We start from the raw sequence: 21108 nt of genomic DNA, 5'->3' as shown, positions 1-21108 counted from the left end.
CTACCCCGCGGTCCTCACGCCTCGTCCCGGCCGAGGAAGAAGTTCCCTCCGGCGGCGGCCGCAAGGTCGGGGCCGAGGGCGGCCGCCGGGGTGTGGGCGCCGGGCACGCCTTCGCCGCGGGCGAGCCGCGCGGCCGCTTCGGCGGCGACTGCGGCCGTGTAGTCCATGGCATCGTCGGCGCGCAGCCAGCCTTCGCGGCGGGTGCCGTCGGACCAGTCGACGACCGCGTGCCCCCAGGAGTGCCGCCGGGGACGGGGCGCCGCCTTGATCCTCATGCCTGCCATGCGTTGGACCGCGAAGCGCCGCACGGCCGGGATGGACAGCAGCCTTCCAGCCAGGGGCAGCACGGCCCGCGCGACGGGTGACGTCGGGGCCAGGGCCGTGGTGACGGTGACGTCGGGCGCCCCACTGGATCGGTACGCGGCCAGCAGCTCTCCCGAGGGGGCACCCGCGGACTTGACGGACTCCCCGTCGGGTGGCACAAGCACCTGTGGCGCCGCGCCCAGCCTCGTCCCGACCATGCGGCCACGGCTGTACGCCCGCCCGCCGGTCGTCAGGGCGTCGACGATCGAGGCCGCGAAGGCGGCGCCGACGACACCTCCGTCGAGGGCCACGGAGCCCAGCGCGTCGACCCGTACGCGATCCGGGGTGGGACGTCCCTCGCACAGTTTCACCACGACGGCCTCGGTCGCCAGGACGCCGAACCCGGCGCCCGTGATCAGCGTGCTGCCGGCTTCCACGGCGTCCTGGTGCAGGCCGAACAGCCGGGGCAGCGAGGTCAGGTCCGCCGCGAGGTCCAGATAGTGCCCACCGGGCAGGCAGGCACGAGCCACCGTGGTCGCCGTGTCGGCGTAGTCGCCGATGGTGTTGACGACGACGGAGGGCCGCCGCCGGGTGATCTCGGCGGCGATGCTGTCGGCACCGTCGGCGACGACCGTCCTCGCGTCGTGGTCGGCGGCGGCCTCGCGCAGCCGGTCGCCGTCACGCCCGACCAGCACCGGGTCGATCCCTTGCGCGACGAGACGCGCGGTGACGTCGCGTCCGATTCGGCCGGTGGCCCCCAGGATCCAGACCTCACCGGGGCCTTCGTGGCTCGCGTGGATCGTGGTGTCGGCCATGGGAGAACTCCTCTTCACGGCGGGGCCGGCCGGCGCGCTCGGGAAGTGGCACGCCCGGACCGACCGATGTCTCACTGTGTCATCACCGACTCTAGCACCGACGACACAGTGAGACATCGATTGCTATGCTCCGACCATGGCCAGATGGGATCCCGGCACGCAGGAGCGCCTGACGAAGGCAGCGCTCGAGCTCTTCACGGAGCGCGGATACGACGGCGTGACCGTGACGCACATCGCCGAGCGGGCCGGGATCACCCGACGCTCGTACTTTCGCTACTTCCCGGACAAACGCGAGGTGCTCTTCGCGGGTTCGGAGGAACTGCCGCCCGCGGTGGGTGAGGCCGTACGTGCCGTCGATGCGTCAACTCCCCCGCTCGCGGCGGCCTTTGAGGCGCTCACCGCGGTCGGCTCGCTCCTCGTCGAACGCATCGAGAACGCGGCCGAACGCCGTGCGGTCATCGACGCGAGCCCCGAACTCCAGGAGCGCGACCGCACCAAGCTCGCCGAGATTTCCGCCGCGGTCCGTGTCGCACTCGCCCACCGCGGCACGGACGACGGGACCGCACGACTGGTGGCCCAGATCGCGACGGTGACCTTCGAGAACGCCTTCGTACGCTGGGTCGACGCACGCGGCGAAGAAGACTTCGTCACCTGCCTCCACGCGGTGAGCACGTCACTCCGAGACTCGATCACCGCAGAGGCCGAAGCGCGTCCGACGTCAGACCCCCGCCCCCGACACCACCGGTGAGTCCGTCCGGTCAGCCACCGAACCGTCCGTCGCCGTCTTCGGGATCGGCTGGTCGTGGCGGAGGGACTTCCAGACCTGGTGTGAGGCCTTTTCGAGGGGCAGGACGCGGCCCGCGTCCTGCGTGTCGTAGGTGACCGGAAGTGTGGCCATGTGGGTGCGGTCGGGGCTGATGCCCTTCAACTCCTTGGCGAGGCCGAGGAGTTTGTCGGCGGAGGCCAGTTCGGAGTCCGCGCTGATGGTCTTCGTCGCCGTGTCCGCGAGGGCGTAGGACTTGCTCGGGCTGCCGAGCGGGTCGACCGTGTCGGCCCGGTGGATCAGGGCCTTGATGAACGCCTGTTGGAGCTGGATGCGGCCCAGGTCGCTGCCGTCGCCCACGCCGTGCCGGGTGCGGACGAGCGCGAGCGCGTCCTTGCCCTTCAGGCGGTGCTTTCCGGAGTCCAGGGAGAGGCCGCTGTTGCTGTCGTGGATGGCGTTGCGGGTGGTGATGTCCACGCCGCCGAGTTCGTCGATCAGTTTTTGGAAGCCCTTGAAGTCGACTTCGAGGTAGTGGTCCATGCGGACGCCCGACATCTTCTCGACCGTCTTCACGGTGCAGGCGGGCCCGCCCAGCGCGTACGAGGAGTTGAACACGGCCTTGTGGGCCGCTTGGACGTCGCCGTGCGAGGTCTTGCAGGTGTGGCGGTCGACCTCGGTGTCGCGCGGGATGCTGACGACCGATGCCTTCTTGTGGGTCTTGTCGACGTGCAGGACCATCGCCGTGTCCGCGCGGGCGCCCATGACGCCGCTGCCGTACTCGCCGTGGGTTCCCGCCCGGGAGTCGGAGCCGAGCAGGAGGATGTTCATCGCGCCGCCGTCGCGCTGTTCGTCCGGGCGGTTGGAGCCGAGGGCGGCGTCCACGTCCGTGCCCTTGATGTTGCCGTTGAGGTGCTGCCAGGCGTAGGCCACGCCGCCGCCACCGACCAGGGTCAGACCCAGGGCGCCACCCGCGATCCAGCGCAGCGCGCGCTTGCGCTTGCGGTGCCGGGAGCGGCGCAGTCGGGCGGGGCCGTAGGCGGGCACTGCGGGCGCCGCGGGTTCGTCCGCCGGGTGCGCCTGGTGCTCGTTCCCGCTCTCGTGCGGCATGGGGAATTCCTCACTGATGGTGCTACGTGCTAGGTGCTGCTCGGTGCTCGCTGACCAGTGGCTCAGTAAGCGGAGTCGACGTTGTCGATGGAGCCGTAGCGGTCGGCGGCGTAGTTGGCGGCCGCGGTGATGTTGGCGACCGGGTCCGTCAGGTCGTTGGCCGTGCCGCCGACGTGGTACCGGTCGAAGGTGGGCTGGATAACCTGGAGCAGGCCCTTGGACGGGATGCCGTTCTGGGCGTTGACGTCCCAGCCGTTCTCGGCGTTCGGGTTGCCGGAGGACTCGCGCATGATGTTGCGGTGCAGGCCCTCGTACGAACCCGGGATGCCCTTGGACTTCATGATGTCGAGGGACTCACGGATCCAGCCGTCGAGGTTGTTGGAGTACGTCTTGGCGGGCGCCGCGGTCTTGGTCGTGGTGGCGGGCTTGGCGGGCGCGGTGTGCTCGGCCGCCTGCGCCGGAGACGACGGGACCAGGGTGAGTGCCGCGGCGGCGGCAGCCGCCGTGGCGACCCCGGCGACGGACATCCTGCGGACGCGGTCGGTGTGGCTGGCGGCGCGGGCAGGCATCGGGGCAAAGGCAAAGGGCATGAGCATGAGAGGGGAACTCCAACGGTTCTACGGGGGCGACACGAAGTGCGTCGTGCGCGATGAGCCGGTTCCAGTGCTTGCCGGACACTCCGGCCGGCCCCGGCTGCTGGGGACTCACTCAGGGGTAGCGGCGAGCGGCTCCGGGACGCAAAGGTGTGACGTACTACCCGGGTACGCAGAACCGGCGGATCGGACACTTCGGACAGGCCCCGGGTGGCGGCCTCGCACGCCGGCCGGGATTACTACCGCGCTTAGCATGTGCCGTGGCTCATATGGGTGGGCTCACAGCCGGAGCGGCCCGCCGGGCCTGTTTGCCACCAGCTTCGGTGGCGGCCGGCGACTCCCGGCGTTCACACCACTTCCACCTCGGCGTGTACAACCAGTCACCTCCCTCAGCGGTCTGCTGTGATGACGCTGCGCCGCATTCCGCAGGGAATCCCGGCGCACCGGCACCACGGCGACAGGACAACGGGAGTGTGTGTGAACAGCATGAGACGGCAACGGTTGCTCGCGGCGTGCGCGACGGCGCTGGCGGTGACGGGAGGGACGCTGCTGGTCGCGGGACCGGCGCAGTCCGAACCCCGGGCCGCGGCGCCCCGCGCGGGTGACTTCGACGGCGACGGCTTCGGCGACCTCGCGGTGGGCGCGCCGGAGGGGACGATCGCCGGGTTCGCGAAGGCCGGCTACGTCTCGGTGGCGTACGGCACCGCTCAGGGCGTGCGCACCACTCGCCACAAGGGCATCACCCAGCGCACCGCGGGCATCCCCGGCACCCCGGAGGCGGGCGACCGGTTCGGTTCGGCGACGGCCGTCGGGGACGTGGACGGCGACGGGTACGCGGACCTGGTCATCGGAGCGGGCGGGGAGGCGATCGGCTCCGTCAAGGGCGCCGGTTCGGTCACCGTCGTCTTCGGCGCGAAGGGCGGGCTCAGCGCGGACGCGATCGCCTTCCACGCCCCGACCCCGACGGCCCGTCAGGCCTTCGGCGACCAGCTGGCCGTCGGCGACTTCGACCACGACGGCCGCGCCGACATCGCGGTCGCGGCCGGGACGAAGGTGCAGGTGGTGAAGGGCGCAGCCAAGCTCCGCGACACCCCGACGCCTGCCATGAAGGCCCTCACCCCGCCCGGCGGCGGCGCCGGTACCGGCCAGATCGCGGCGGCCGACGTCAACGGCGACGGCTACACCGACCTCGCCACCGTCGCCTACATGGACGACGCGGCCGACGAGGGCACCCTCGGTGTCCTTGCCGGGTCGGCCGGCGGCCTCACCGGCACGACGCTGGGCAAGACGGGCCTGCCGTTCGCCGGGTACAGCATCGTCGCCGGTGATGTCACCGGCGACGGCAAGGACGACATCGTCGTGGACACCGGCTTCTCGGACGGCCCGGACGACTTCCTGCTGCGCATGTTCCCGGGCACCGCTTCGGGGATGGGCAAGGGCGTCGCGTACGGAGGTCAGGCGCAGCCCGGCGACGCCGGTGTCCTCGCCGACCTCGACGGCGACGGCCACGCCGACCTCGTCACCGCCGACACCACCGCGACCGACCCGGACGGCTTCAACAACGCGGGGGCGGTCACGGTCGTGCCCGGCGCCGACTCCGGCCTCGACGCGCGGGGCGCACACACCATCACCCTGGCCACGCCCGGTGTGACCGGCTCCAGCGAGGGCAACGACCTCTTTGGCTCCGCGGTGGCCGCCGGTGACTACGACGCGGACGGCACGGCCGACCTCACCGTCGGCGCACCCGGCAAGTACCTCGGCACCGGCGCGGTCAGCGTCATCCCCGGCTCGGCGGACGGCCCGACCGGAAAGGGCTCGATCCTCTTCACCCCCGAGGACCTGGACCACCCGGCGGCCAAGGCCCGCTTCGGCTCGTCCCTGGGCGCGACGACGCGACGCTGACGCCACCACGGATCGGTCCGGAGGATCCTCACCTCGCCCGCCGAGGCCTCACGGTGTGTGCCTCGGCGTGGGTGCCTCGGCGTGGGTGCCTCGGTGTGGGCGGCGGCCGGTCGCCAGCTCCCGCCCCGCGCCTACCGAAAGCCGAGGTCCGGATCCGTGCCGGTCAGCTCGCCACAGGCGACCCACAGGCGGGCGGCCACGTCCCGGTCGGTCATGTGCGCCGGGACGGGCTCACGCCGCGGTGTGCCGCGCAGTCCGAAGACCCGCGGCCCCCACAGCTGCCCTCCCTCCACCTCCGGATCGAGGACCGCGCGCACGACGGGCCGGGCTCCGGCCTCCTTGCCCTGCACCAGGAGTGCGGCGGGCAGGGCGCGCAGCCGCTCGCCGGGTGTCGTCACGGATACCGGCGGTCGGGACGGGGTGAGGGAGTCCAGGGCGCCGCCGGGGTGGGCCACCACGCTGAGGACGGTGCTGTTGGTGGCTCGCAGGCGGCGGTCGAGTTCGAAGCCGAAAGACATCTGGGCGAGTTTCGAGCGGCCGTAGGTGCGCTTGGGCCGGTAGTCCCGGGTCGATTGCAGATCGTCGAGGTCCAGTCGCTCGGAGCGCGCCGCGAAGCTGCCCACCGTCACGACGCGGCCCGCGGGCGCCGCCGAGAGGAGCGGGGCCAGCCACTGGGTCAGTGCGAAGTGGCCGAGGTGGTTGGTGGCGAACATGAGCTCGTGGCCGTCGGCGGTTTCCCTGCGGGGCGGGTCGTCGAGCGCGACGCCCGCGTTGTGGACCACCGCGTCGAGGCGGTCGAGGTCCAGCCTGTCCACGGCGGACTTGAGGGATGTCAGGTCGGCGAGGTCCAGTGCGAGGTGACTCGTGTGTGCGTCGGGGACGCACGAGCGGATCGAGGCCATGGCGGCGTCGGCCTTGGCCCGGTCACGGCTGCCGAGGACGACGTGGGCGCCGGTGGCGGCGAGCTGCTCGGCGGTGAAGTAGCCGATCCCGGCGTTTCCCCCGGTGACCAGGAAGGTGCGGCCATCGGCGGACGGCAGTCGGTGGACGTCCCACGGTCGGTGCTGGGATGCGGATGACACGGTGTCGGGCTCCTTGCGGTCCGGGGCGGTGTGCTCTGGGGAAGCACCCATGCGTCCAGACTGACAGGCGCTACCGACATATCGCCGACAGGTCTCCGACAGTCCGCGGGCCCGGACTTCGACGTCAACCGCACGGTAGGTGCTCGGTCGACGTCGCGGTCGGGGCCCGCGGAGTTGCCGATACGTAGGCGCTCAGCCCGCGACCTCGGCCCGACGATCCTCCGAGTCCGCACCGGCCTCCGCCTCGGCCGGTACGGACTGCGGGCCCGTACCGGTCCGGCGGCGGACGGCGAGGACGTAGACCACCGTGAGCAGCGCCAGCCAGACCGCACCGACCTCGAGCGCCACGCGCGTGCTCTCGTGGACGCCGAGCAGGACCAGCACGGCGGCCATGAACACGAGCGTGACGATCTGGGCGTAGGGCCAGAACGGCGCCGGGAACTTCAGGGCCGCGGACTCCTCGGCCGACATCGAGCTGCGGGCCTTCATGTGGGTGAGCATGATCATCACCCAGACGAAGACCGTGGCGAACGTCGCGATCGAGGAGATGATCAGGAAGATCTCGCCGGGCACGACGGCGTTCATCACGACGCCGAAGAGCAGGGCGCCGATCATGACGAGGGTGGTCACCCAGGGCACACCGTTGGCCGTCGTGCGGCGCATCGCGGCGGGGCCGTGGCCGCGCTCGGCGAGTCCGTACATCGTGCGGCCCGCGGCGAAGATGTCGCTGTTGATGGCGGACAGCGCGGCGGTCAGGACGACCACGTTGAGGACGGCGGCCGCGGACTTGAGACCGACCCCGGCGAAGATCTGCACGAAGGGGCTGCCCGAGTCGTCGATCTGCTGCCAGGGGGTGATCGACATGATCACGGCGAGGGTCAGGACGTAGAACAGGATGATGCGCAGCGGGATCGAGTTGACCGCGCCCGGGATCGTCTTCTCCGGGGACTGCGCCTCGCCGGCCGTGACGCCGATGATCTCGGTGCCGCCGAAGGCGAACATGACGATGGCGAAGGAGATCACGAAGCCGTCGATGCCACCCGCGAAGAAGCCGCCGTGGCTCCAGAGGTTGTCGAAGCCGACGTGGACGTGGCCGCTGCCGAGACCGAACGCGATGACCGCGATGCCGACGAGGATCATCGCGACGATGGCGACGATCTTCACGAGGGAGAGCCAGAACTCCAGCTCACCGAAGACCTTGACGCTGACGAGGTTGAGCGCGCCGACGATGACGACGGCGGCAAGCACCCAGATCCAGCGGGGCACGTCCGGGAACCAGAAGCCCATGTAGACGCCGATGGCGGTGACGTCGGCGACGGCCACGATGACCATCTCGAAGGCGTACGTCCAGCCGGTGACAAAGCCGGCCAGTGGCCCGAGGTACCGGTTCGCGTACTCGCCGAAGGAGCCGGCCGTGGGCGAGGCCACGGCCATCTCACCCAGGGATCTCAGGACGAGGAAGACGGCGGCGCCGCCGATCAGATAGGCGAGCAGGACGGCCGGGCCGCCCGCCTGGATGGACTCGGAGGAGCCGTAGAACAGCCCCGTGCCGATGGCGGAGCCGAGCGCGATGAAGCGGATGTGCCGCGAGTTGAGCCCACGGCTCAGGCCGGCCTTTTCGGTACGCAAACGAGTGTCTCCCTCTTCGGGGCGGGGCCGACGGACGTTCCGGATGACCTGTCGTCCTGGCTCCCAATGACGAACGGCAGCCTGTATATTCCTGTATATACAGGTCCGTCAAGAGGTGGTCCGATGAGTGAACACACGAGCAGTCCCGAACGACCCCCGGAACCACGTCGAGCGCGTCCCCGACAGTGGGACGCGCTCTGGACATCCTGCTGTACCCCGTCGGCCGACCTGGCCTGGTGCAAGCGGACACTCTAGCCGGTGACCTGCGCCTTTCGCGCTCGCGGGCCTACCACGGCAGGGTCAGTGCGTGGCGAACGCCCCTTCGAGGCGGTAGCGGGTGCCTGGATGGAGCAGCCGCGCGATGCTCACGAGGGCGTCCCGCGACCAGGTGCGGCGCTGGATCAGCAGACACGGCTCGGCCGGGCCGACGTCGAGGATCGCGCACTCCTCCGGCGAGGCCAGGACCGCTTCCACGATGTGCTCGCCGCGGCCGAGCGGCGCGACCTTCGACAGGAACGTGGACGGCGTCTGCAGCGTGAAGTCCTGCTCCAGGTAGCCGGGCGCGAAGGCCGGGTTGACGTACCGGTCCTCCAACTGGAGCGGCACCCCGTCCTCGTAGTGCACGACCTGTGAGCGGAAGACCGGCCGGCCCTTGCCGAGGCCGAGGTGAGCGCCGGTCCGCTCGTCGGCCTCCTCCTCGCCCAGGGACAGCACGCGGGCCGAGTAGCGGTGGCCGCGGTGGTGCACCTCGTCGGCGATGTTGTGGACCTCCAGGAGCGCGGAGCTGGCTTTGCGTTCGGCAACGAAGCTGCCGACGCCCATGACCCGGCGGATGAGTCCGTCGGCGGCGAGCTCGCGCAGTGCGCGGTTGACCGTCATCCGCGACAGGCCGAGCGCCTCGACGAACTGGCTCTCCGAGGGCAGGGCGTCGTCCTCCTGCCAGTGGCCGTCCCTGATCTGCCGCTCGACGAGCTCCTTGACGCGCTGGTACGCGGGCATGGCGCCGCTCGCGCCCCGCTCGTACCAGCGGGCCAGCTCGGCCTGGTCCACCGTCACATCGCCCACTGTCCTCGCCATCCACTCCCCCGCTACCGGCTTCTGCTGACTACAGCGAATCCTATGGGGGCAGCACGGAGCCGCGGTGCCGCGCTAGCCCGGCACCGCGTCCCGCACGAATCGGCGAAGGTGTGCGCGCACGGCCCGGGGCCGCTCCAGCCAGGGTTCGTGCCCGGCCCCCTCGATGCGTGTCAGCGGAACATCGAGCCGGCGCCCGAGCGATGCGAGAGCCGCTACGGGACGGGGATCATCGGCGCCACCGAGGAGTTCGGTGCGCGCGGGCAGGCACGCGCGCAGCTCGTCCAGACGCTCATCGAGCGGGTCCGCGCGTCCGTCACTGCCGAGTTCGGCGTTCATGGCCCAGTTGACGGGGCGCCGCCGACGGGCGTCCTGAGCGGCCCAGCGGTGCCCGCGTTCGGGCTCGGCGTGGTCGGTGAACCAGGACAGGGTGAGCAGCTCGACCTCCTGCTCCTCCGTGCGGTCCGGCAGCTCTTCCAGCGCTTCGCGCCGCGCCTGCTGTGCCGCGGACATGCGGCGGCCCCGCTCCGCCCGGTACCCGGTGCGCCAGTCACCCACGAACGGCCCGCACATCAGCAGCGTCGCGGCCACCCGGCCGGGGTGTGCCAGGCAGAAGCGGCTCGCCAGGTCGGTGCCGTAGGAGTGCCCGATCAGCACGGCCTGCGGCGCGTGCCACGTGTCGAGCAGCTCGGCGAGGTCGTCGACGTGCCGGGCGAGGGTGTGCCGCCCGCGCCACGGGGAGCGGCCCGTGCCGCGCTGGTCGTAGCGGTACACGGGTGCGAGGTCGCCGATCATGGCGGCGACCTCGCCCAGGTAGTCCGGCAGTCCCGGGCCGCCGTGCAGCAGGACGACGGGCGGTTTGCGGGCCCGGTCGTCCCCCAGCGCTGTCCAGCTCAGCCGGGCCGTGTCGGTCATCGGCGCGAGGCCCTGCGTCTCCATCGAGGTCACCGCGGAGAACCTACCGATCCAACTGACGCTCCGCCAAAGGTTATTGACCTCAATTGACCTCAATCGACCTCAGTCGACCTCAGTCGACCGCGGTGAGGGACACGACCGCCAGCACCCCGTCGACGGCGATGTCGGCCGGGTCCTCGTCGTCCTGGAGCAGGACCGCGTCCAGGCGGTCGAGGTGGACGGAGTCCCGGTGCAGGGTCGCGGTGCCGTCGAGGACGAGCGCCAGGACGCGGGTGCCGGGGGCCGGTTCGAGGCGCGTCGGGCCGTGCTCGATGCGGACGTCGCCCTTCGCCTGGGTACGGCGGAGCATGACGTTGAAGTCGACCAGGGGGCCGCCGAGGAGCCGGCAGTCGGTGGTGGCGTCGCCGGAGAAGGCGAACGGCGCGAAGCGGGTGTCCACGACGTGCTCCGTGCCGTCGACGGTGAGGGCCATGCCAGGGCCCTCTACGACGGTGATGATCCGGTCGACGCCCTCGAACGCCGAGAAGGGCCCGCTGCCGGCGACGTCGGCGAGGCTGATCCGCCACGCGAAGTCGTCCGTGCCGGAGCCCTCGGGGTGCGCCAGAACCTCGGTGGTGACTCCGCCGCCGTTCTTCCACGGTGCGGGGGTTCGCTCGTGGGCGCGCAGGATCTGGGGTGCCATGAAGGTGAGTTGTCCTTTCTTCCGGCCGGCGCCCGGATACCGGCGCCCGGCCGTGTGCCGTGATGCGGACGACCGTACGCGAAGGCGTTGGGTGGAAGTGCCGAACCTCCGGGGCCCCGCAGGACCCCGGAGGTGTGATGTGGAGCGGCCAGGTCAGACCAGGGAGCCGGTGACCGACTCGGCGGCGGCCAGGGCGCGGCCGGAGGCGACGTACTGGACGGCCTCCTCGATCTCCGGCGCAAGCCAGCGGTCGGTGCCGGGGCCCTCGACGGTCTCGCGCAGCCCGTCGCGCACCGCGGCCGTGGCCGGGGCGGGGGTCAGCGGCGCGCGCAGGTCCAGGGCGCGGGCGGCGGTGTAGAGCTCGACGGCGAGGACGCGGCCGAGGCCGTCGATGGCGCGGCGCAGCTTGCGGGCGGCCGACCAGCCCATGGAGACGTGGTCCTCCTGCATGGCGCTGGAGGGGATCGAGTCGACGGAGGCCGGGGTGGCGAGCCGCTTGAGCTCGGAGACGATCGCGGCCTGCGTGTACTGGGCGATCATGTGGCCGGAGTCGACGCCCGGGTCGTCGGCCAGGAAGGCGTTCAGACCGCGGTTGCGGGCCGGGTCGAGGAAGCGGTCGGTGCGGCGCTCGCAGATCGAGGCGACGTCGGCGACGGTGATCGCGAGGAAGTCGAGCACGGCGGCGACCGGGGCGCCGTGGAAGTTGCCGTTGGACTCGACGCGGCCGTCGAGGGTGACGACCGGGTTGTCGACGGCGCTGGCGAGCTCGCGGGAGGCGACCAGTTCGGCGTGTCCGAGGGTGTCGCGGGCGGAGCCGTGGACCTGCGGGGTGCAGCGCAGCGAGTAAGCGTCCTGCACGTAGGTGCAGTCGGGGCCCGCGTGGCTGGCGATGATCCCCGAGTCGGCGAGCAGGGAGCGCAGGTTGCCCGCGCTGTCGCCCTGACCGGGATGCGGGCGCATGGCCTGCAGGTCGGCGGCGAACACGGCGTCGGTGCCGAGCTGGCCCTCGACGCTCATGGCGGCGGAGATGTCGGCGGTGCTCAGCAGGCGGCGCAGGTCGTGGGCGGCGAGGACGAGCATGCCGAGCATGCCGTCGGTGCCGTTGATGAGGGCGAGGCCCTCCTTCTCCTCCAGGACGACCGGCGTGATGCCGGCGGCGGCGAGCGCCTCGCCGGCGGGCTTCTTCTCACCGTCGGCGGTGCGCACGACGCCCTCGCCCATGACGGCGAGCGCGCAGTGCGCGAGCGGGGCCAGGTCGCCGGAGCAGCCGAGCGAGCCGTACTCGTGGACGACCGGGGTGATGCCCGCGTTCAGGAGCGCGGCGTAGGCCTCGGCGGTCTCGGTGCGCACGCCGGTGCGGCCGGTGGCGAGGGTGGACAGACGCAGCAGCATGAGGGCGCGCACGACCTCGCGCTCGACCTCGGGACCCGAACCCGCGGCGTGGGAGCGGACGAGGCTGCGCTGGAGCTGGGCGCGCAGCTCGGTGGGGATGTGCCGGGTGGCCAGGGCGCCGAAGCCCGTGGAGACGCCGTAGTGGGGCTTGACGTCGTCGGCGAGGGCCTTGATGACCTCGCGACTGCGGGCGATCTCCTGGAGGGCCTCGGGGGCGAGGGACACCTGGGCGCCGTGACGGGCAACGGAAACAACTTCGTCGGCCGCGAGGGCACCGACACCAACAACAACGTTCATGCCCCTATGAAGCCGCAGTTGGGCAAGGGTTCGCGAGTCGTGCGACAGGTCTTGTGTCTGGGATCCAAGACGCTTCCTCTGGGATCCCAGACAGATGGTTTGCGACATCCCTGGTCTACGCTCGCCCCATGAGCATCGTCCCGGCCGCCGCGCAGGTCCTGGCCGTCCTGCGCTATCTGGCACGCCAGGCGGCCCCCGTGCCCGCGGCCGCCATCAGCCGGGACGTCGGGCTGCCGCGCTCGACGACGTACCACCTGCTCGACACCCTGGCGGCGGACGGCTTCGTGGTCCATCTGCCGGAGGAGCGGCGCTACGGGCTCGGGGTCAGCGCCTTCGAACTCGCCTCCGGCTACGAGCGCCAGGCCCCGTTCCAGCGCCTGGCCCGCGCTCCGCTCGCCGCGCTCGTCGACCGCACGGGACACAACGCGAACCTCGCCGTGCTGCACGGCCGCGAGGTCATCTACGTCATCGAGGAGCGCGCCCCGGGCCGTCCGCCGTTGATCAGTGAGGTGGGCGTCCGGCTGCCCGCCCACCTGACGGCGAGCGGACGCGCGGTCCTCGCGCTCCTTCCGCCCGCGCAGGTACGGGCGTTGTTCCCCGACCGCTCGGCGTTCGTGCAGCGGCACGGGGCGGGCCCGGCGACGCTCACCGCGCTGCGCACCCTGCTCACCCAGGCACGCCGCCGCGGCTACGCGACGGAGGAGGGTGAGGTCACCCCGGGCCTGTCCTCGGTCGCCGCCCCCGTCCTCGACCACCACGCCCATCCGATCGCCGGGATCGCGGTGACGTTCCCCGAGGAGACGGCCGACGAGGCGGAGCAGCAGCGGATCGCGGGGCATGTGGCGCAGACGGCGCGGGAGTTGACGCGAAGGGTGGGCGGGGCGACACCGCCGCGATGACTTTGGGGCGCCGCCACGGTCAGTACAGACGACGGGCCCGCATGCACGCCCCCTCGACTCTCCATGGAGAACGCCATGCCCCTGGATCTCTTCGCCGGCATCCCTGTCACCGACTACGCCGCCGCGCTCCCCTGGTACGAGCGGTTCTTCGGCGCGGAGCCGTCGTTTCTGCCGAACGACATCGAGGCGGTGTGGGAGGTGGCCGAGCACCGCTACGTCTACATCGTGGAGGACCCCGAGCGGGCCGGGCACGCCCTGGTGCTGTCGTTCGTCGACGACCTCGACACCCGGGTCGACGCGATCGCGCGGCGCGGCATCGAGGCCACGAAGCGCGAGACATACGACGGCGGCGTGACCAAGGTGAGCTACCGGGACGCGGACGGCAACGAGATCAGCCTCGGCGGCGGGGCGGCCTGACGCTCCCGGAGTGCGCGGCGCGCCCTCACCACCGATGCACCCCGAGGCCGTCGCGGCCCGGCGCGAGGTCGGGGCGCAGGACGAGGTCCTCGTCGTAGTCGCCGCCCGCCTCGGACCGGTACGCCAGCGGTTCCTCATCGGGCAGCGTGCGCAGCCGCTCCCGCAGCGCGGCGGACGTACGGGCGTAGTCCGCCGCGTCGTGCCGGTCCGCGCCGTACGCGACGAACGGTTCGAGCGGCGCCATCCCCGTGTACCAGAACGTGCCGTGCAGCAGCGGGAACAGCACCTGGTCCAGCCGCCCGTGGATCCCGCGCGGCCCGAACCCGGACACCCTGGCCCCCACCGAGGTGACGACCAGGGCCCGCTTTCCGGCCAGACCCCCGTCGCCGTACCGGCGGGTGTGCCCGTCCGCCGCCTTCACACCGAACCCGAGCCCCTGCACCAGGACCCGGTCGAACCAGCCCTTGAGGATCGCCGGAGGCCCGAACCACCACAACGGGAAGTGCAGGACCACCACATCGGCCCAGGCCAGTTTCTCGATCTCGGCACGGATGTCGGCGCTCAACTCGCCCGTCGTGTACGCGCGTTCCTGCTCGGCGCCGATGAAGAGCCGGTCGTCGCCGGGCGGCCCGCCGCCGAAGTCCTCGGCGTCGAGGACCGCTTTCCACTTCATCGCGTACAGGTCGGACACCTGGTACGCGTGCCCGAGCCCATCGAGAGCGACGAGCGCGTCGGTCATCAAGGAGCCGTTGAGTGAGCGCTGTTCGGGGTGGGCGTAGACCCAGAGGATGTTCATGCCTCGAGCGTGCGCCCTGGCCCTCGTACGGCATCAGTGGCCAGACGGACATGGGTCGCAAGAATCTGGCCATCGCGGGCACGGCGCGCCAGGCGCTCCTACTCCATCAGGGCCACCGCGAGCCCCACGACGATCAGCCCGCTCGCCAGACCGACCAGAACGAGGCGAAGGGTCGCCGCCCGGGACCAGGGCGGTCTGGAACCCTCACACTCGTACGGCGGCGGCTCGTGCCCGAGCGGAGGTGAATCGGGCCCGTTCGGTTCGGTCAGGTCGGCCGGTTCCTCGGCGCGCACGGTGTCGCTCATACCGGGGAAACGACACTGCACCGCGCACGGGCGCGGACCTGCCCGAACCGTTATGCCGCCCTCACCCAATGGTCACAGTCGGGTCCGTCAGGTGAACCGTCCGCATTCCTACGAGGGACGAGTCGGCGGGGGGGGCGACGACCCGCACGATCGGCAAGGGACGTGGATGGGAGGGTCGGCGCATGACACACACGACGCGACGCGGCCCCCTCTCGATGGAGCACATGGACGGGGCCGCGGCGGTGCAGGCCGAGGACGCGTTCAGGCTGATCTACGCCGAGGCATTCGCCGGCCCCCCGTACGACGAGTCCGCGGACGACGTCGACGCCGCCTTCCGCCGCTTCCCCGCCCAGGCCCGCAATCACGGATTCCGCGCCGTCCTGGCCCGGAGCGAGGGCGGCGAGCCGGTGGGCATGGCGTACGGGCACCCGCTCAGGCCCGACACGGTGTGGTGGGACGAGCTCATCGAGCAGCCCGTGCCCGCCGACATGCGCCGCGAGGACGGGCGGCGCACCTTCGGGCTCATGGAACTCGCGGTGCGCGACGCCTGGCGCGGGCGGGGTGTCGCACGGCGTCTGCACGCGATGCTGCTCGACGGCATCGGAGCCGAGCGGGTCCTGTTGAACGTCCACCCGGCGAGCGGGGCGGCGCCGACCGCCTACCGCTCGTGGGGGTACCGCAGGATCGGCCAGGGCAGGCCGGGAGGCGGGACAGACGTCGACCTCCATGATGTGATGCTGCTCGACCTGCGCTGAAGCAGGCCCTTCACGGGGACCGCCGCGCACGTCTCAGCGCTCCTCCAGCGCCTTCCGGAACGGCAGCGGGCTGTGCAGTGCCCGCTCGATGCGTTCCAGTGAACGCCCCTTCCACCAGGCACTGGACCGGGCGGACGGCGCCCACGCCATGACCGAACTCCTCGACGGCCCCGAGCCTCCGGACACGGCGTTCGCCTTCAGCGACGAACTCTCCCTGGGCGCCCCGCAATGCCTGGCCGACCGCATATACAGCCCCGAGAACGCCGTGCCCGCACAGGATCTGACGGTGGCTCACCGCTTGGTGGTGCGCGGGACGGCGTGAGGCGGGCGGGTGACCCGGCAACCGGCCGCCGGGCCGGCCTGTGTGTCAGACCACCGGAACGACCGGGCCGTCGAGAAGACTCCGGTCCCCGTCGGCGCCGTGGGCCAGCGCGGCGGCCACGTCCTCGTGCGGGGCGCCGAGCCGGATCGCGCTGACCTCGTCCAGCTTCTGGTAGTGCTGCGGGGCGAGTTCGACGTTCAGGGCGTCGAGGTAGCCCTCCAGATGGGCCGGCGTGCGGGGCCCCACGATGGGGAGCAGCGAGGTCCCGGCCCGCGCCGCGCGTTCACGCAGCCAGGCCAGCGCGACCTGGACCGGGCCGGTACCCAGTTCATCGGCGACTGCGAGGACGGCGTCGAGCACGGCGGTACGTTGCCCGCTGCCCTCGCCGGTCGTGCCGTCGGACACGGCCCGGGCGCTGAGCCGCCCCTGCTCGCCATGACGGTACTTTCCGGTCAACAGGCCTCCGGCCAGCGGTGAATAGAGAACCACACCCAGGCCGTGCGCCTCGGCCATCGGAAGGAGCTCCCGCTCCGCCGAACGTTCGGCCAGGCTGTACTCGGTCTGGACGCCGACCAACGGCATGCGCCCGCCCAACTCCGACCTGACGGCGGCGCCCGCCACCCGCCAGGCCGGGAAGTTCGACAGTCCGCCGTAGCGAATCTTGCCCGCCCGGACCAGGTCCTCGAAGGCGGCCAGGATCGCCGGCAGCGGAGTCACGCCATCGGGGAAGTGCGGCATGAAGACATCGACGTAGTCGGTCCCCAGCCGTCGCAGGCTCTCCTCCAGGGACCGGATCATGGCCTTGCGGCTGTTGCCCGTGGTGCCGGGGCGAACCTGGGCGCTTCTGGTACCGCTGTACTTGGTGATCACCACGTAGTCGTCGCGGTCGCGGCCCAGCAGCTCGCCGAGGACGGTCTCGGCCTCGCCGTTCTGGTAGATGTTCGAGACGTCGAAGGTGGTCCCGCCTGCCGCCACGAACGACTCGAAGATCGCTCCGGCCCCCTCCAGGCCCGCCGCTGCCGGGGCCGAACCGAAGTTGGCCGTACCCAGCACGTACTCCGACACCCGCAGGCCGCTGTGTCGTCCGAAAGTCTGGTAGCGCATGTGATCCTCCTCGGATTCTGCGGTACGGTCGACGACACTAACACGTAAAACGAATGGTCATTCTCTTATGCCGAAGGTCAGCCAGGCCCACCTCGACGCCCGCCGCCAGCAGATCATCGACGCCGCCCGCGCCCGCTTCGCCGCCGACGGCTTCGCACGGACCTCCATGCCCGACATCGTCCGGGCCTCGGGGCTCTCCACGGGGGCGATCTACCGGTACTTCAAGAGCAAGGACGAGATCGTCGCCGCGATCTGCGAACAGTCGAGCCAGGCGTTCCCCGCGGAGCTGACCGCCGAGTCCATCCAGGACTTCCTCGACCACATCCGCACCCTGGCGCGCGAGGAGGGCCACGCCCGACTGGTCGCCCAGATCTACGCCGAGGCCGCGGTCTCACCGAGCCTCGCCGCGCTCGTCACCCGCCAACTCGGGGAACTGCGCGAGGCGGTGTCCGCGCTGCTGCCCGACCACGAGCCGGTACGCGCGGCCCGGACCGCCGAGGCCTTCGTCGCCCTCTGCCAGGCCTACAGCCAGCAGCTTGCCGTGCGGGACGACGTAGATCCGGGCCCCTTCACGGAGGGGCTCGTCGCGATCGCGGGATCGTAGCCGCGGAGTTGCCCCCGGCATCGCCTCAGGTCCTCGCACCACTCGCCGCAGCCCCAGTGGCCGGCGCCGCCCGGAGTTCCGCGGCGACAAGGCCGCTCACGCGCTCGCGTTCGGCGCGGCCCCAGGTCTCCTTCGTGACCAGGATGCCGACGAGGCCGATCACGGCCGCGGCGAGGTACAGCAGCGCGGCGCCCGGCCAGCCGAAGGCGCCCACCAGGGCGGCGGCGAGCAGCGGGGCGAAGCCGCCGATGGCCGCCGCAATCTGGTAGCCGAGCGAGGCGCCCGATGTACGCGTCGCGGTGCGGAACTGTTCGGTGAGCAGGGAGCCCTGGGTGCCGGTGAGCGAAGCGTGGATGAGGCCGATGCCGATGATGAACACCGCGACGACCAGGGCGGGTTGGGCGGAATTGGTGAGCAGATACATCGGGAACGCGAAGAGGATGGCGGCCGTGCACCCGGCGATATAGATGGGTCGGCGTCCGATGCGGTCGGTGAGCGCGCCCGCCAGGAAGGTGACGCCGATGGCCAGGACGCTGGCGACGGTGATCGCGCCGAGGGCCACGGGCCGCAGGTCGGGGTGGTGGTCGGTGATGTAACTGAGCAAGTAGGTCGCGGTGGAGTAGTAGGCGAAGGACTCCACGACGCGCAGCGCGATGACCCGCACGATTCCGCGCCAGTCCCCCGCCAGTGTCGCCAGGAAGGGGTTCTTCTCCGTCCTGCCCTCGGCCCGGGCCTCCTGGAACTCGGGGGATTCCGAGAGCCGCGAGCGCACGATCAGCGCGGCGACGACGAGCACGGCGCTCACCAGGAACGGGGTCCGCCACTGCCAACTGCCCTCCAGGGTGGCGCTCCAGGCGAACACGCCGCTGGCCAGGGCGATGCCCAGCGGGTTGCCCGACTGGGGTATCGCGGCGAACATGCCGCGCCGGTGCCAGGGCGCGTGCTCGTACGCCATGGTGATCGCCCCGCCCCATTCGGCCCCGAACGCGAGGCCCTGCACCATGCGGATCACGGTGAGCAGGACGGGGGCGAGCACACCCACCTGTTCGTATGTGGGGAGTGTGCCGATGAGGAAGGTGGCCGCACCCATGACGATCATCGCGGCGACGAGGACGGGCTTGCGGCCGAACTTGTCGGCGAAATAGCCGCCGACGGCGCCGCCGAGCGGGCGCATGACGAAGCCGACCGCGAGCGTGGCGAAGGAGAGCAGCGTGCCGACGAAGCGGTCGCTTTCGGGGAAGAAGACGGCGCCGAAGTAGAGGGCGGACGCGGTGCCGTACGCGATGAAGTCGTAGTTCTCGACGCTGGTGCCGAAGGCGGCAGCGATCGCGGTTTTGACGCGGTCCTTGGAGCCGAGCACGCTCGGCTGCCCTGCGGGGGTGCGGGTGGACATGGGGATCTCCTGCGGGTTCGGGGCACGTGCGGGTACGCCGAGGGGACGCCCGGCGCGGTGCGTGCGCGGGCGTGGGGAGGGAGTCGGTGCGGGAGCGGGAAGAGCGGGGGGGGTGTCAGACGGTGCTGGGCGTCAGGGTGTCGAGGGCGTTGAGTTTCGCGACGCGGCGGCGGGTGTCCGCGTCGTCGTCGAAGGTGGCGCCGAGGAACTCGCGGACGATGTCGGGCACGAGCGCGTGCGGCACCAGCCAGGCACCCATGGCGATGGCGTTGGCGTCGTCGTGCTCGACCGACTGGTGGGCGGAGTACGGCTCGTGGGCGAGACCGCAGCGGATGCCGGGCAACTTGTTGGCGGCCATGACGGCGCCCTGCCCGGTACCGCACACGAGCACGGCGCGGTCGGCGGCACCGCTGAGCACCGGCTCGCAGGTGGCGCGGGTGATGTCGGGGAAGTCGACGGGTTCGCTGCCGTGGGTGCCGCAGTCCACCACTTCGTGCCCGAGCGTCTCGATGGCCTGCCGGACGGTGTCCTTGAGTGCGAAACCGGCGTGGTCCGCGCCGAGGGCGACCCTCATGTGTTGTCCTGCCTTTCGGATTTCACTGTGCACAAGTACCTTGCGCGCGCTCACTGTTGGGCCTTGGGCGACCGGTCGACGAAGGACGTGGGCACGCGTTCGCCGGTGGCTCCGCGCCCGGCGATGAGGTCCACGACCCCGCGCACGCCGAGCCGTCCGATCTCCGCCGCGTCCTGGCGGAGCGCGCTGATGGGCGGCGAGGCGAACTCGAACCAGTCGAGGTCGTCGACGGACACGACCTCGATACGGGCCGCCCCTTCGACGCCGAGCCGCTCGCGCATCGCGCGCACGGCGCCGAGCGTGGTCGGTCCGTTCGCGCCGAACACGGCCGTGAACGGGACGCCCCGGTCGAGCACGCGATTCATGGCCTTGGCCGCCCCCTCGGCGAGGAAGTCACCGGCCTCCAGCAGCCCTTGGGCGGTGCTGATGCCGTGCTCCTCGCGCCCGGCGAGGTAGGCGGCCCGGCGCTCGGCGCCGGTGGAGATGGTGTCGGGTCCTCCGATGAAGGCGACGTCGCGATGCCCGCGCCGGCGCAGCCAGTCGAGCACCTGCCCGACGCCCTGGGCGTTGTCCGTCCCGTACATGGGCGCGTCGATGCCGTCGATGGTGCGGTTGAGGAAGACGAGCGGAAGGCCCGAGGCGACGGTGGCGGCGAGCTGCGGCGAGACGGTGCTCTGCGGCGCGAACAGCAGGCCGTCGATGCGCTGGGAGGCGAAGGTCTGCAGGTAGGCGTCTGCCTGGTCGGCATCCTCGTTGGCGTTGGCCAGCAGGACGGTGTAGCCGTGCAGGCGGGCCTCCTGCTCGGCGGCGTGCGCCAGTTCGGAGAAGAACGGGTTGCGGATGTCCGAGACGAGCAGCCCCAGTACGTCGGTCCGTGCGCGCCGCAGCGCGCGGGCGGGCCCGTTGGCGACGTAGCCCAACTCAGCGGCGGCCGCGAGCACGCGCCGACGCGAGTCCGCCGAGGTCTGACTGCTCCCGCTGAGTACCCGCGACGCGGTCCCCAGAGCGACTCCGGCCCGCGCCGCGACGTCCTTGATCGTGGCCATCCGTGGCCCCACCTCCTCGTGGACTCCATTCCATGGAAACGTTTCCATGATGTGGATGACTTTAAGATCGCATACGGGCTCGGCTCAGGGCAAGGGGTGGGCGGGGGCGGGCCTCCAGGGCCCGACCGGTCTCAGTCCACCATCAGCGCCGAGGCCCGCGGCGCCAGGAAGTGGTCCATCACCAGTTCCGCGGCACCCTGAGCGGCGACTTGGACCCCCACCACGGAACCCTCGACGCGGATGCCTTCGCGCGCCGCCACGAGTTCGTTCGCCACGAGGTCCGGCACGACCGGGAGGAACGCCGGACCGAGGCGGTCCCACAGCGGCCCGCCGAGCACC

23 protein-coding genes are annotated in these 21108 nt (G+C 71.6%); 7 read left to right on the top strand and 16 right to left on the bottom strand.

From position 1 onward, the window contains the following. Positions 1–14: 14 nt before the first annotated feature. Positions 15–1118, bottom strand: a complete 1104-nt coding sequence (locus ACWD2L_RS04800; protein WP_351336086.1) for a saccharopine dehydrogenase family protein — start codon at positions 1116–1118, stop codon at positions 15–17. 136 nt (positions 1119–1254) lie between these two features. Here ACWD2L_RS04800 and ACWD2L_RS04795 point away from each other — a divergent pair, with 136 nt between their 5' ends. Beyond that, positions 1255–1866, top strand: coding sequence for a TetR/AcrR family transcriptional regulator (locus ACWD2L_RS04795; RefSeq protein WP_351336089.1), 612 nt, complete (start codon positions 1255–1257; stop codon positions 1864–1866). Here ACWD2L_RS04795 and ACWD2L_RS04790 read toward each other — a convergent pair. Both ACWD2L_RS04790 and ACWD2L_RS04785 read right to left on the bottom strand, forming a co-directional pair. Then, complete coding sequence (locus tag ACWD2L_RS04790; protein WP_351336092.1) at positions 1837–2988, bottom strand: LCP family protein; 1152 nt, start codon at positions 2986–2988, stop codon at positions 1837–1839. The two genes, ACWD2L_RS04795 and ACWD2L_RS04790, sit on opposite strands and share 30 nt — an antisense overlap. A gap of 62 nt (positions 2989–3050) precedes the next feature. After that, the gene (locus ACWD2L_RS04785) at positions 3051–3557 is read right to left on the bottom strand and encodes a transglycosylase SLT domain-containing protein (protein ID WP_351336095.1); all 507 of its coding nucleotides are present in this window, start codon (positions 3555–3557) and stop codon (positions 3051–3053) included. A 510-nt stretch (positions 3558–4067) separates the two neighbouring features. Between ACWD2L_RS04785 and ACWD2L_RS04780 the strand changes: the two genes are divergently transcribed. After that, entirely contained in the window at positions 4068–5483 is a 1416-nt protein-coding gene (locus ACWD2L_RS04780; RefSeq protein ID WP_351336200.1) for an FG-GAP-like repeat-containing protein, read from the top strand. Positions 5484–5614: 131 nt separating this feature from the next. On the opposite strand, the gene ACWD2L_RS04775 is transcribed toward ACWD2L_RS04780, so the two are convergent. From ACWD2L_RS04775 to hutH, 6 genes are all read right to left on the bottom strand, one after another. Beyond that, positions 5615–6565: an SDR family NAD(P)-dependent oxidoreductase gene (locus ACWD2L_RS04775; protein ID WP_351336203.1), complete on the bottom strand. Its 951-nt coding sequence runs from the start codon at positions 6563–6565 to the stop codon at positions 5615–5617. Positions 6566–6757: 192 nt separating this feature from the next. Next, on the bottom strand, positions 6758–8194 hold the full coding sequence (locus ACWD2L_RS04770; RefSeq protein WP_351336098.1) for an amino acid permease: 1437 nt from the start codon (positions 8192–8194) through the stop codon (positions 6758–6760). Between the two features lie 300 nt (positions 8195–8494). Beyond that, positions 8495–9271 carry a histidine utilization repressor gene (hutC, locus tag ACWD2L_RS04765; protein ID WP_351336101.1) on the bottom strand — a complete coding sequence of 259 codons (777 nt, stop codon included), beginning with the start codon at positions 9269–9271 and terminating at the stop codon, positions 8495–8497. 72 nt (positions 9272–9343) lie between these two features. Next, complete coding sequence (locus tag ACWD2L_RS04760; RefSeq protein ID WP_351336207.1) at positions 9344–10207, bottom strand: alpha/beta fold hydrolase; 864 nt, start codon at positions 10205–10207, stop codon at positions 9344–9346. Between the two features lie 88 nt (positions 10208–10295). After that, positions 10296–10865: a HutD/Ves family protein gene (locus ACWD2L_RS04755; protein ID WP_351336103.1), complete on the bottom strand. Its 570-nt coding sequence runs from the start codon at positions 10863–10865 to the stop codon at positions 10296–10298. A 153-nt stretch (positions 10866–11018) separates the two neighbouring features. Continuing rightward, entirely contained in the window at positions 11019–12554 is a 1536-nt protein-coding gene (hutH, locus tag ACWD2L_RS04750; protein WP_351336105.1) for a histidine ammonia-lyase, read from the bottom strand. 128 nt (positions 12555–12682) lie between these two features. On the opposite strand from hutH, the gene ACWD2L_RS04745 reads away from it, so the two are divergent. Both ACWD2L_RS04745 and ACWD2L_RS04740 read left to right on the top strand, forming a co-directional pair. Continuing rightward, a complete protein-coding gene (locus ACWD2L_RS04745) occupies positions 12683–13453 on the top strand; it encodes an IclR family transcriptional regulator (RefSeq protein WP_351336108.1) in 771 nt (256 codons plus the stop codon). A gap of 75 nt (positions 13454–13528) precedes the next feature. After that, positions 13529–13870 (top strand): VOC family protein, encoded by a 342-nt coding sequence (locus ACWD2L_RS04740; RefSeq protein ID WP_351336111.1) that lies wholly within the window; start codon positions 13529–13531, stop codon positions 13868–13870. 25 nt (positions 13871–13895) lie between these two features. Here the strand turns inward: ACWD2L_RS04740 and ACWD2L_RS04735 are convergent, their stop codons facing one another. Next, on the bottom strand, positions 13896–14666 hold the full coding sequence (locus ACWD2L_RS04735; RefSeq protein WP_351336114.1) for an NAD(P)H-dependent oxidoreductase: 771 nt from the start codon (positions 14664–14666) through the stop codon (positions 13896–13898). A gap of 98 nt (positions 14667–14764) precedes the next feature. Continuing rightward, positions 14765–14971: a hypothetical protein gene (locus tag ACWD2L_RS04730; RefSeq protein WP_351336117.1), complete on the bottom strand. Its 207-nt coding sequence runs from the start codon at positions 14969–14971 to the stop codon at positions 14765–14767. A 182-nt stretch (positions 14972–15153) separates the two neighbouring features. On the opposite strand from ACWD2L_RS04730, the gene ACWD2L_RS04725 reads away from it, so the two are divergent. Next, a complete protein-coding gene (locus ACWD2L_RS04725) occupies positions 15154–15726 on the top strand; it encodes a GNAT family N-acetyltransferase (protein ID WP_351336119.1) in 573 nt (190 codons plus the stop codon). A gap of 88 nt (positions 15727–15814) precedes the next feature. Next, entirely contained in the window at positions 15815–16048 is a 234-nt protein-coding gene (locus ACWD2L_RS04720; RefSeq protein ID WP_351336122.1) for a hypothetical protein, read from the top strand. A gap of 45 nt (positions 16049–16093) precedes the next feature. Here ACWD2L_RS04720 and ACWD2L_RS04715 read toward each other — a convergent pair whose 3' ends face one another. Continuing rightward, entirely contained in the window at positions 16094–17152 is a 1059-nt protein-coding gene (locus tag ACWD2L_RS04715; protein WP_351336125.1) for an aldo/keto reductase, read from the bottom strand. 67 nt (positions 17153–17219) lie between these two features. On the opposite strand from ACWD2L_RS04715, the gene ACWD2L_RS04710 reads away from it, so the two are divergent. Continuing rightward, the gene (locus tag ACWD2L_RS04710; protein WP_351336128.1) at positions 17220–17756 is read left to right on the top strand and encodes a TetR/AcrR family transcriptional regulator; all 537 of its coding nucleotides are present in this window, start codon (positions 17220–17222) and stop codon (positions 17754–17756) included. 25 nt (positions 17757–17781) lie between these two features. On the opposite strand, the gene ACWD2L_RS04705 is transcribed toward ACWD2L_RS04710, so the two are convergent. The 4 genes from ACWD2L_RS04705 to ACWD2L_RS04690 form a co-directional block, all read right to left on the bottom strand. Further along, a complete protein-coding gene (locus ACWD2L_RS04705; protein WP_451187213.1) occupies positions 17782–19149 on the bottom strand; it encodes an MFS transporter in 1368 nt (455 codons plus the stop codon). 115 nt (positions 19150–19264) lie between these two features. Continuing rightward, positions 19265–19723 carry an RpiB/LacA/LacB family sugar-phosphate isomerase gene (locus ACWD2L_RS04700; RefSeq protein ID WP_351336133.1) on the bottom strand — a complete coding sequence of 153 codons (459 nt, stop codon included), beginning with the start codon at positions 19721–19723 and terminating at the stop codon, positions 19265–19267. A 50-nt stretch (positions 19724–19773) separates the two neighbouring features. Then, positions 19774–20769: a LacI family DNA-binding transcriptional regulator gene (locus ACWD2L_RS04695; RefSeq protein WP_351336136.1), complete on the bottom strand. Its 996-nt coding sequence runs from the start codon at positions 20767–20769 to the stop codon at positions 19774–19776. Between the two features lie 131 nt (positions 20770–20900). Then, positions 20901–21107, bottom strand: coding sequence for a hypothetical protein (locus ACWD2L_RS04690; RefSeq protein ID WP_451187756.1), 207 nt, complete (start codon positions 21105–21107; stop codon positions 20901–20903). Between the last annotated feature and the right edge of the window lies 1 nt (position 21108).

Source organism: Streptomyces sp. NPDC002754, assembly GCF_053592315.1.
This window is presented reverse-complemented; position numbering and strand designations above follow the sequence as displayed.

Coding starts and splice junctions, on each gene's coding strand:
- ACWD2L_RS04800 (WP_351336086.1), bottom strand. CDS start 1,118: ATGGCCGACACCACGATCCACGCGAGCCACGAAGGCCCCGGTGAGGTC.
- ACWD2L_RS04795 (WP_351336089.1), top strand. CDS start 1,255: ATGGCCAGATGGGATCCCGGCACGCAGGAGCGCCTGACGAAGGCAGCG.
- ACWD2L_RS04790 (WP_351336092.1), bottom strand. CDS start 2,988: ATGCCGCACGAGAGCGGGAACGAGCACCAGGCGCACCCGGCGGACGAA.
- ACWD2L_RS04785 (WP_351336095.1), bottom strand. CDS start 3,557: ATGCCTGCCCGCGCCGCCAGCCACACCGACCGCGTCCGCAGGATGTCC.
- ACWD2L_RS04780 (WP_351336200.1), top strand. CDS start 4,068: ATGAGACGGCAACGGTTGCTCGCGGCGTGCGCGACGGCGCTGGCGGTG.
- hutC (WP_351336101.1), bottom strand. CDS start 9,271: ATGGCGAGGACAGTGGGCGATGTGACGGTGGACCAGGCCGAGCTGGCC.
- ACWD2L_RS04760 (WP_351336207.1), bottom strand. CDS start 10,207: ATGGAGACGCAGGGCCTCGCGCCGATGACCGACACGGCCCGGCTGAGC.
- ACWD2L_RS04755 (WP_351336103.1), bottom strand. CDS start 10,865: ATGGCACCCCAGATCCTGCGCGCCCACGAGCGAACCCCCGCACCGTGG.
- hutH (WP_351336105.1), bottom strand. CDS start 12,554: ATGAACGTTGTTGTTGGTGTCGGTGCCCTCGCGGCCGACGAAGTTGTT.
- ACWD2L_RS04745 (WP_351336108.1), top strand. CDS start 12,683: ATGAGCATCGTCCCGGCCGCCGCGCAGGTCCTGGCCGTCCTGCGCTAT.
- ACWD2L_RS04740 (WP_351336111.1), top strand. CDS start 13,529: ATGCCCCTGGATCTCTTCGCCGGCATCCCTGTCACCGACTACGCCGCC.
- ACWD2L_RS04735 (WP_351336114.1), bottom strand. CDS start 14,666: ATGAACATCCTCTGGGTCTACGCCCACCCCGAACAGCGCTCACTCAAC.
- ACWD2L_RS04730 (WP_351336117.1), bottom strand. CDS start 14,971: ATGAGCGACACCGTGCGCGCCGAGGAACCGGCCGACCTGACCGAACCG.
- ACWD2L_RS04725 (WP_351336119.1), top strand. CDS start 15,154: ATGACACACACGACGCGACGCGGCCCCCTCTCGATGGAGCACATGGAC.
- ACWD2L_RS04720 (WP_351336122.1), top strand. CDS start 15,815: ATGCGTTCCAGTGAACGCCCCTTCCACCAGGCACTGGACCGGGCGGAC.
- ACWD2L_RS04715 (WP_351336125.1), bottom strand. CDS start 17,152: ATGCGCTACCAGACTTTCGGACGACACAGCGGCCTGCGGGTGTCGGAG.
- ACWD2L_RS04710 (WP_351336128.1), top strand. CDS start 17,220: ATGCCGAAGGTCAGCCAGGCCCACCTCGACGCCCGCCGCCAGCAGATC.
- ACWD2L_RS04705 (WP_451187213.1), bottom strand. CDS start 19,149: ATGTCCACCCGCACCCCCGCAGGGCAGCCGAGCGTGCTCGGCTCCAAG.
- ACWD2L_RS04700 (WP_351336133.1), bottom strand. CDS start 19,723: ATGAGGGTCGCCCTCGGCGCGGACCACGCCGGTTTCGCACTCAAGGAC.
- ACWD2L_RS04695 (WP_351336136.1), bottom strand. CDS start 20,769: ATGGCCACGATCAAGGACGTCGCGGCGCGGGCCGGAGTCGCTCTGGGG.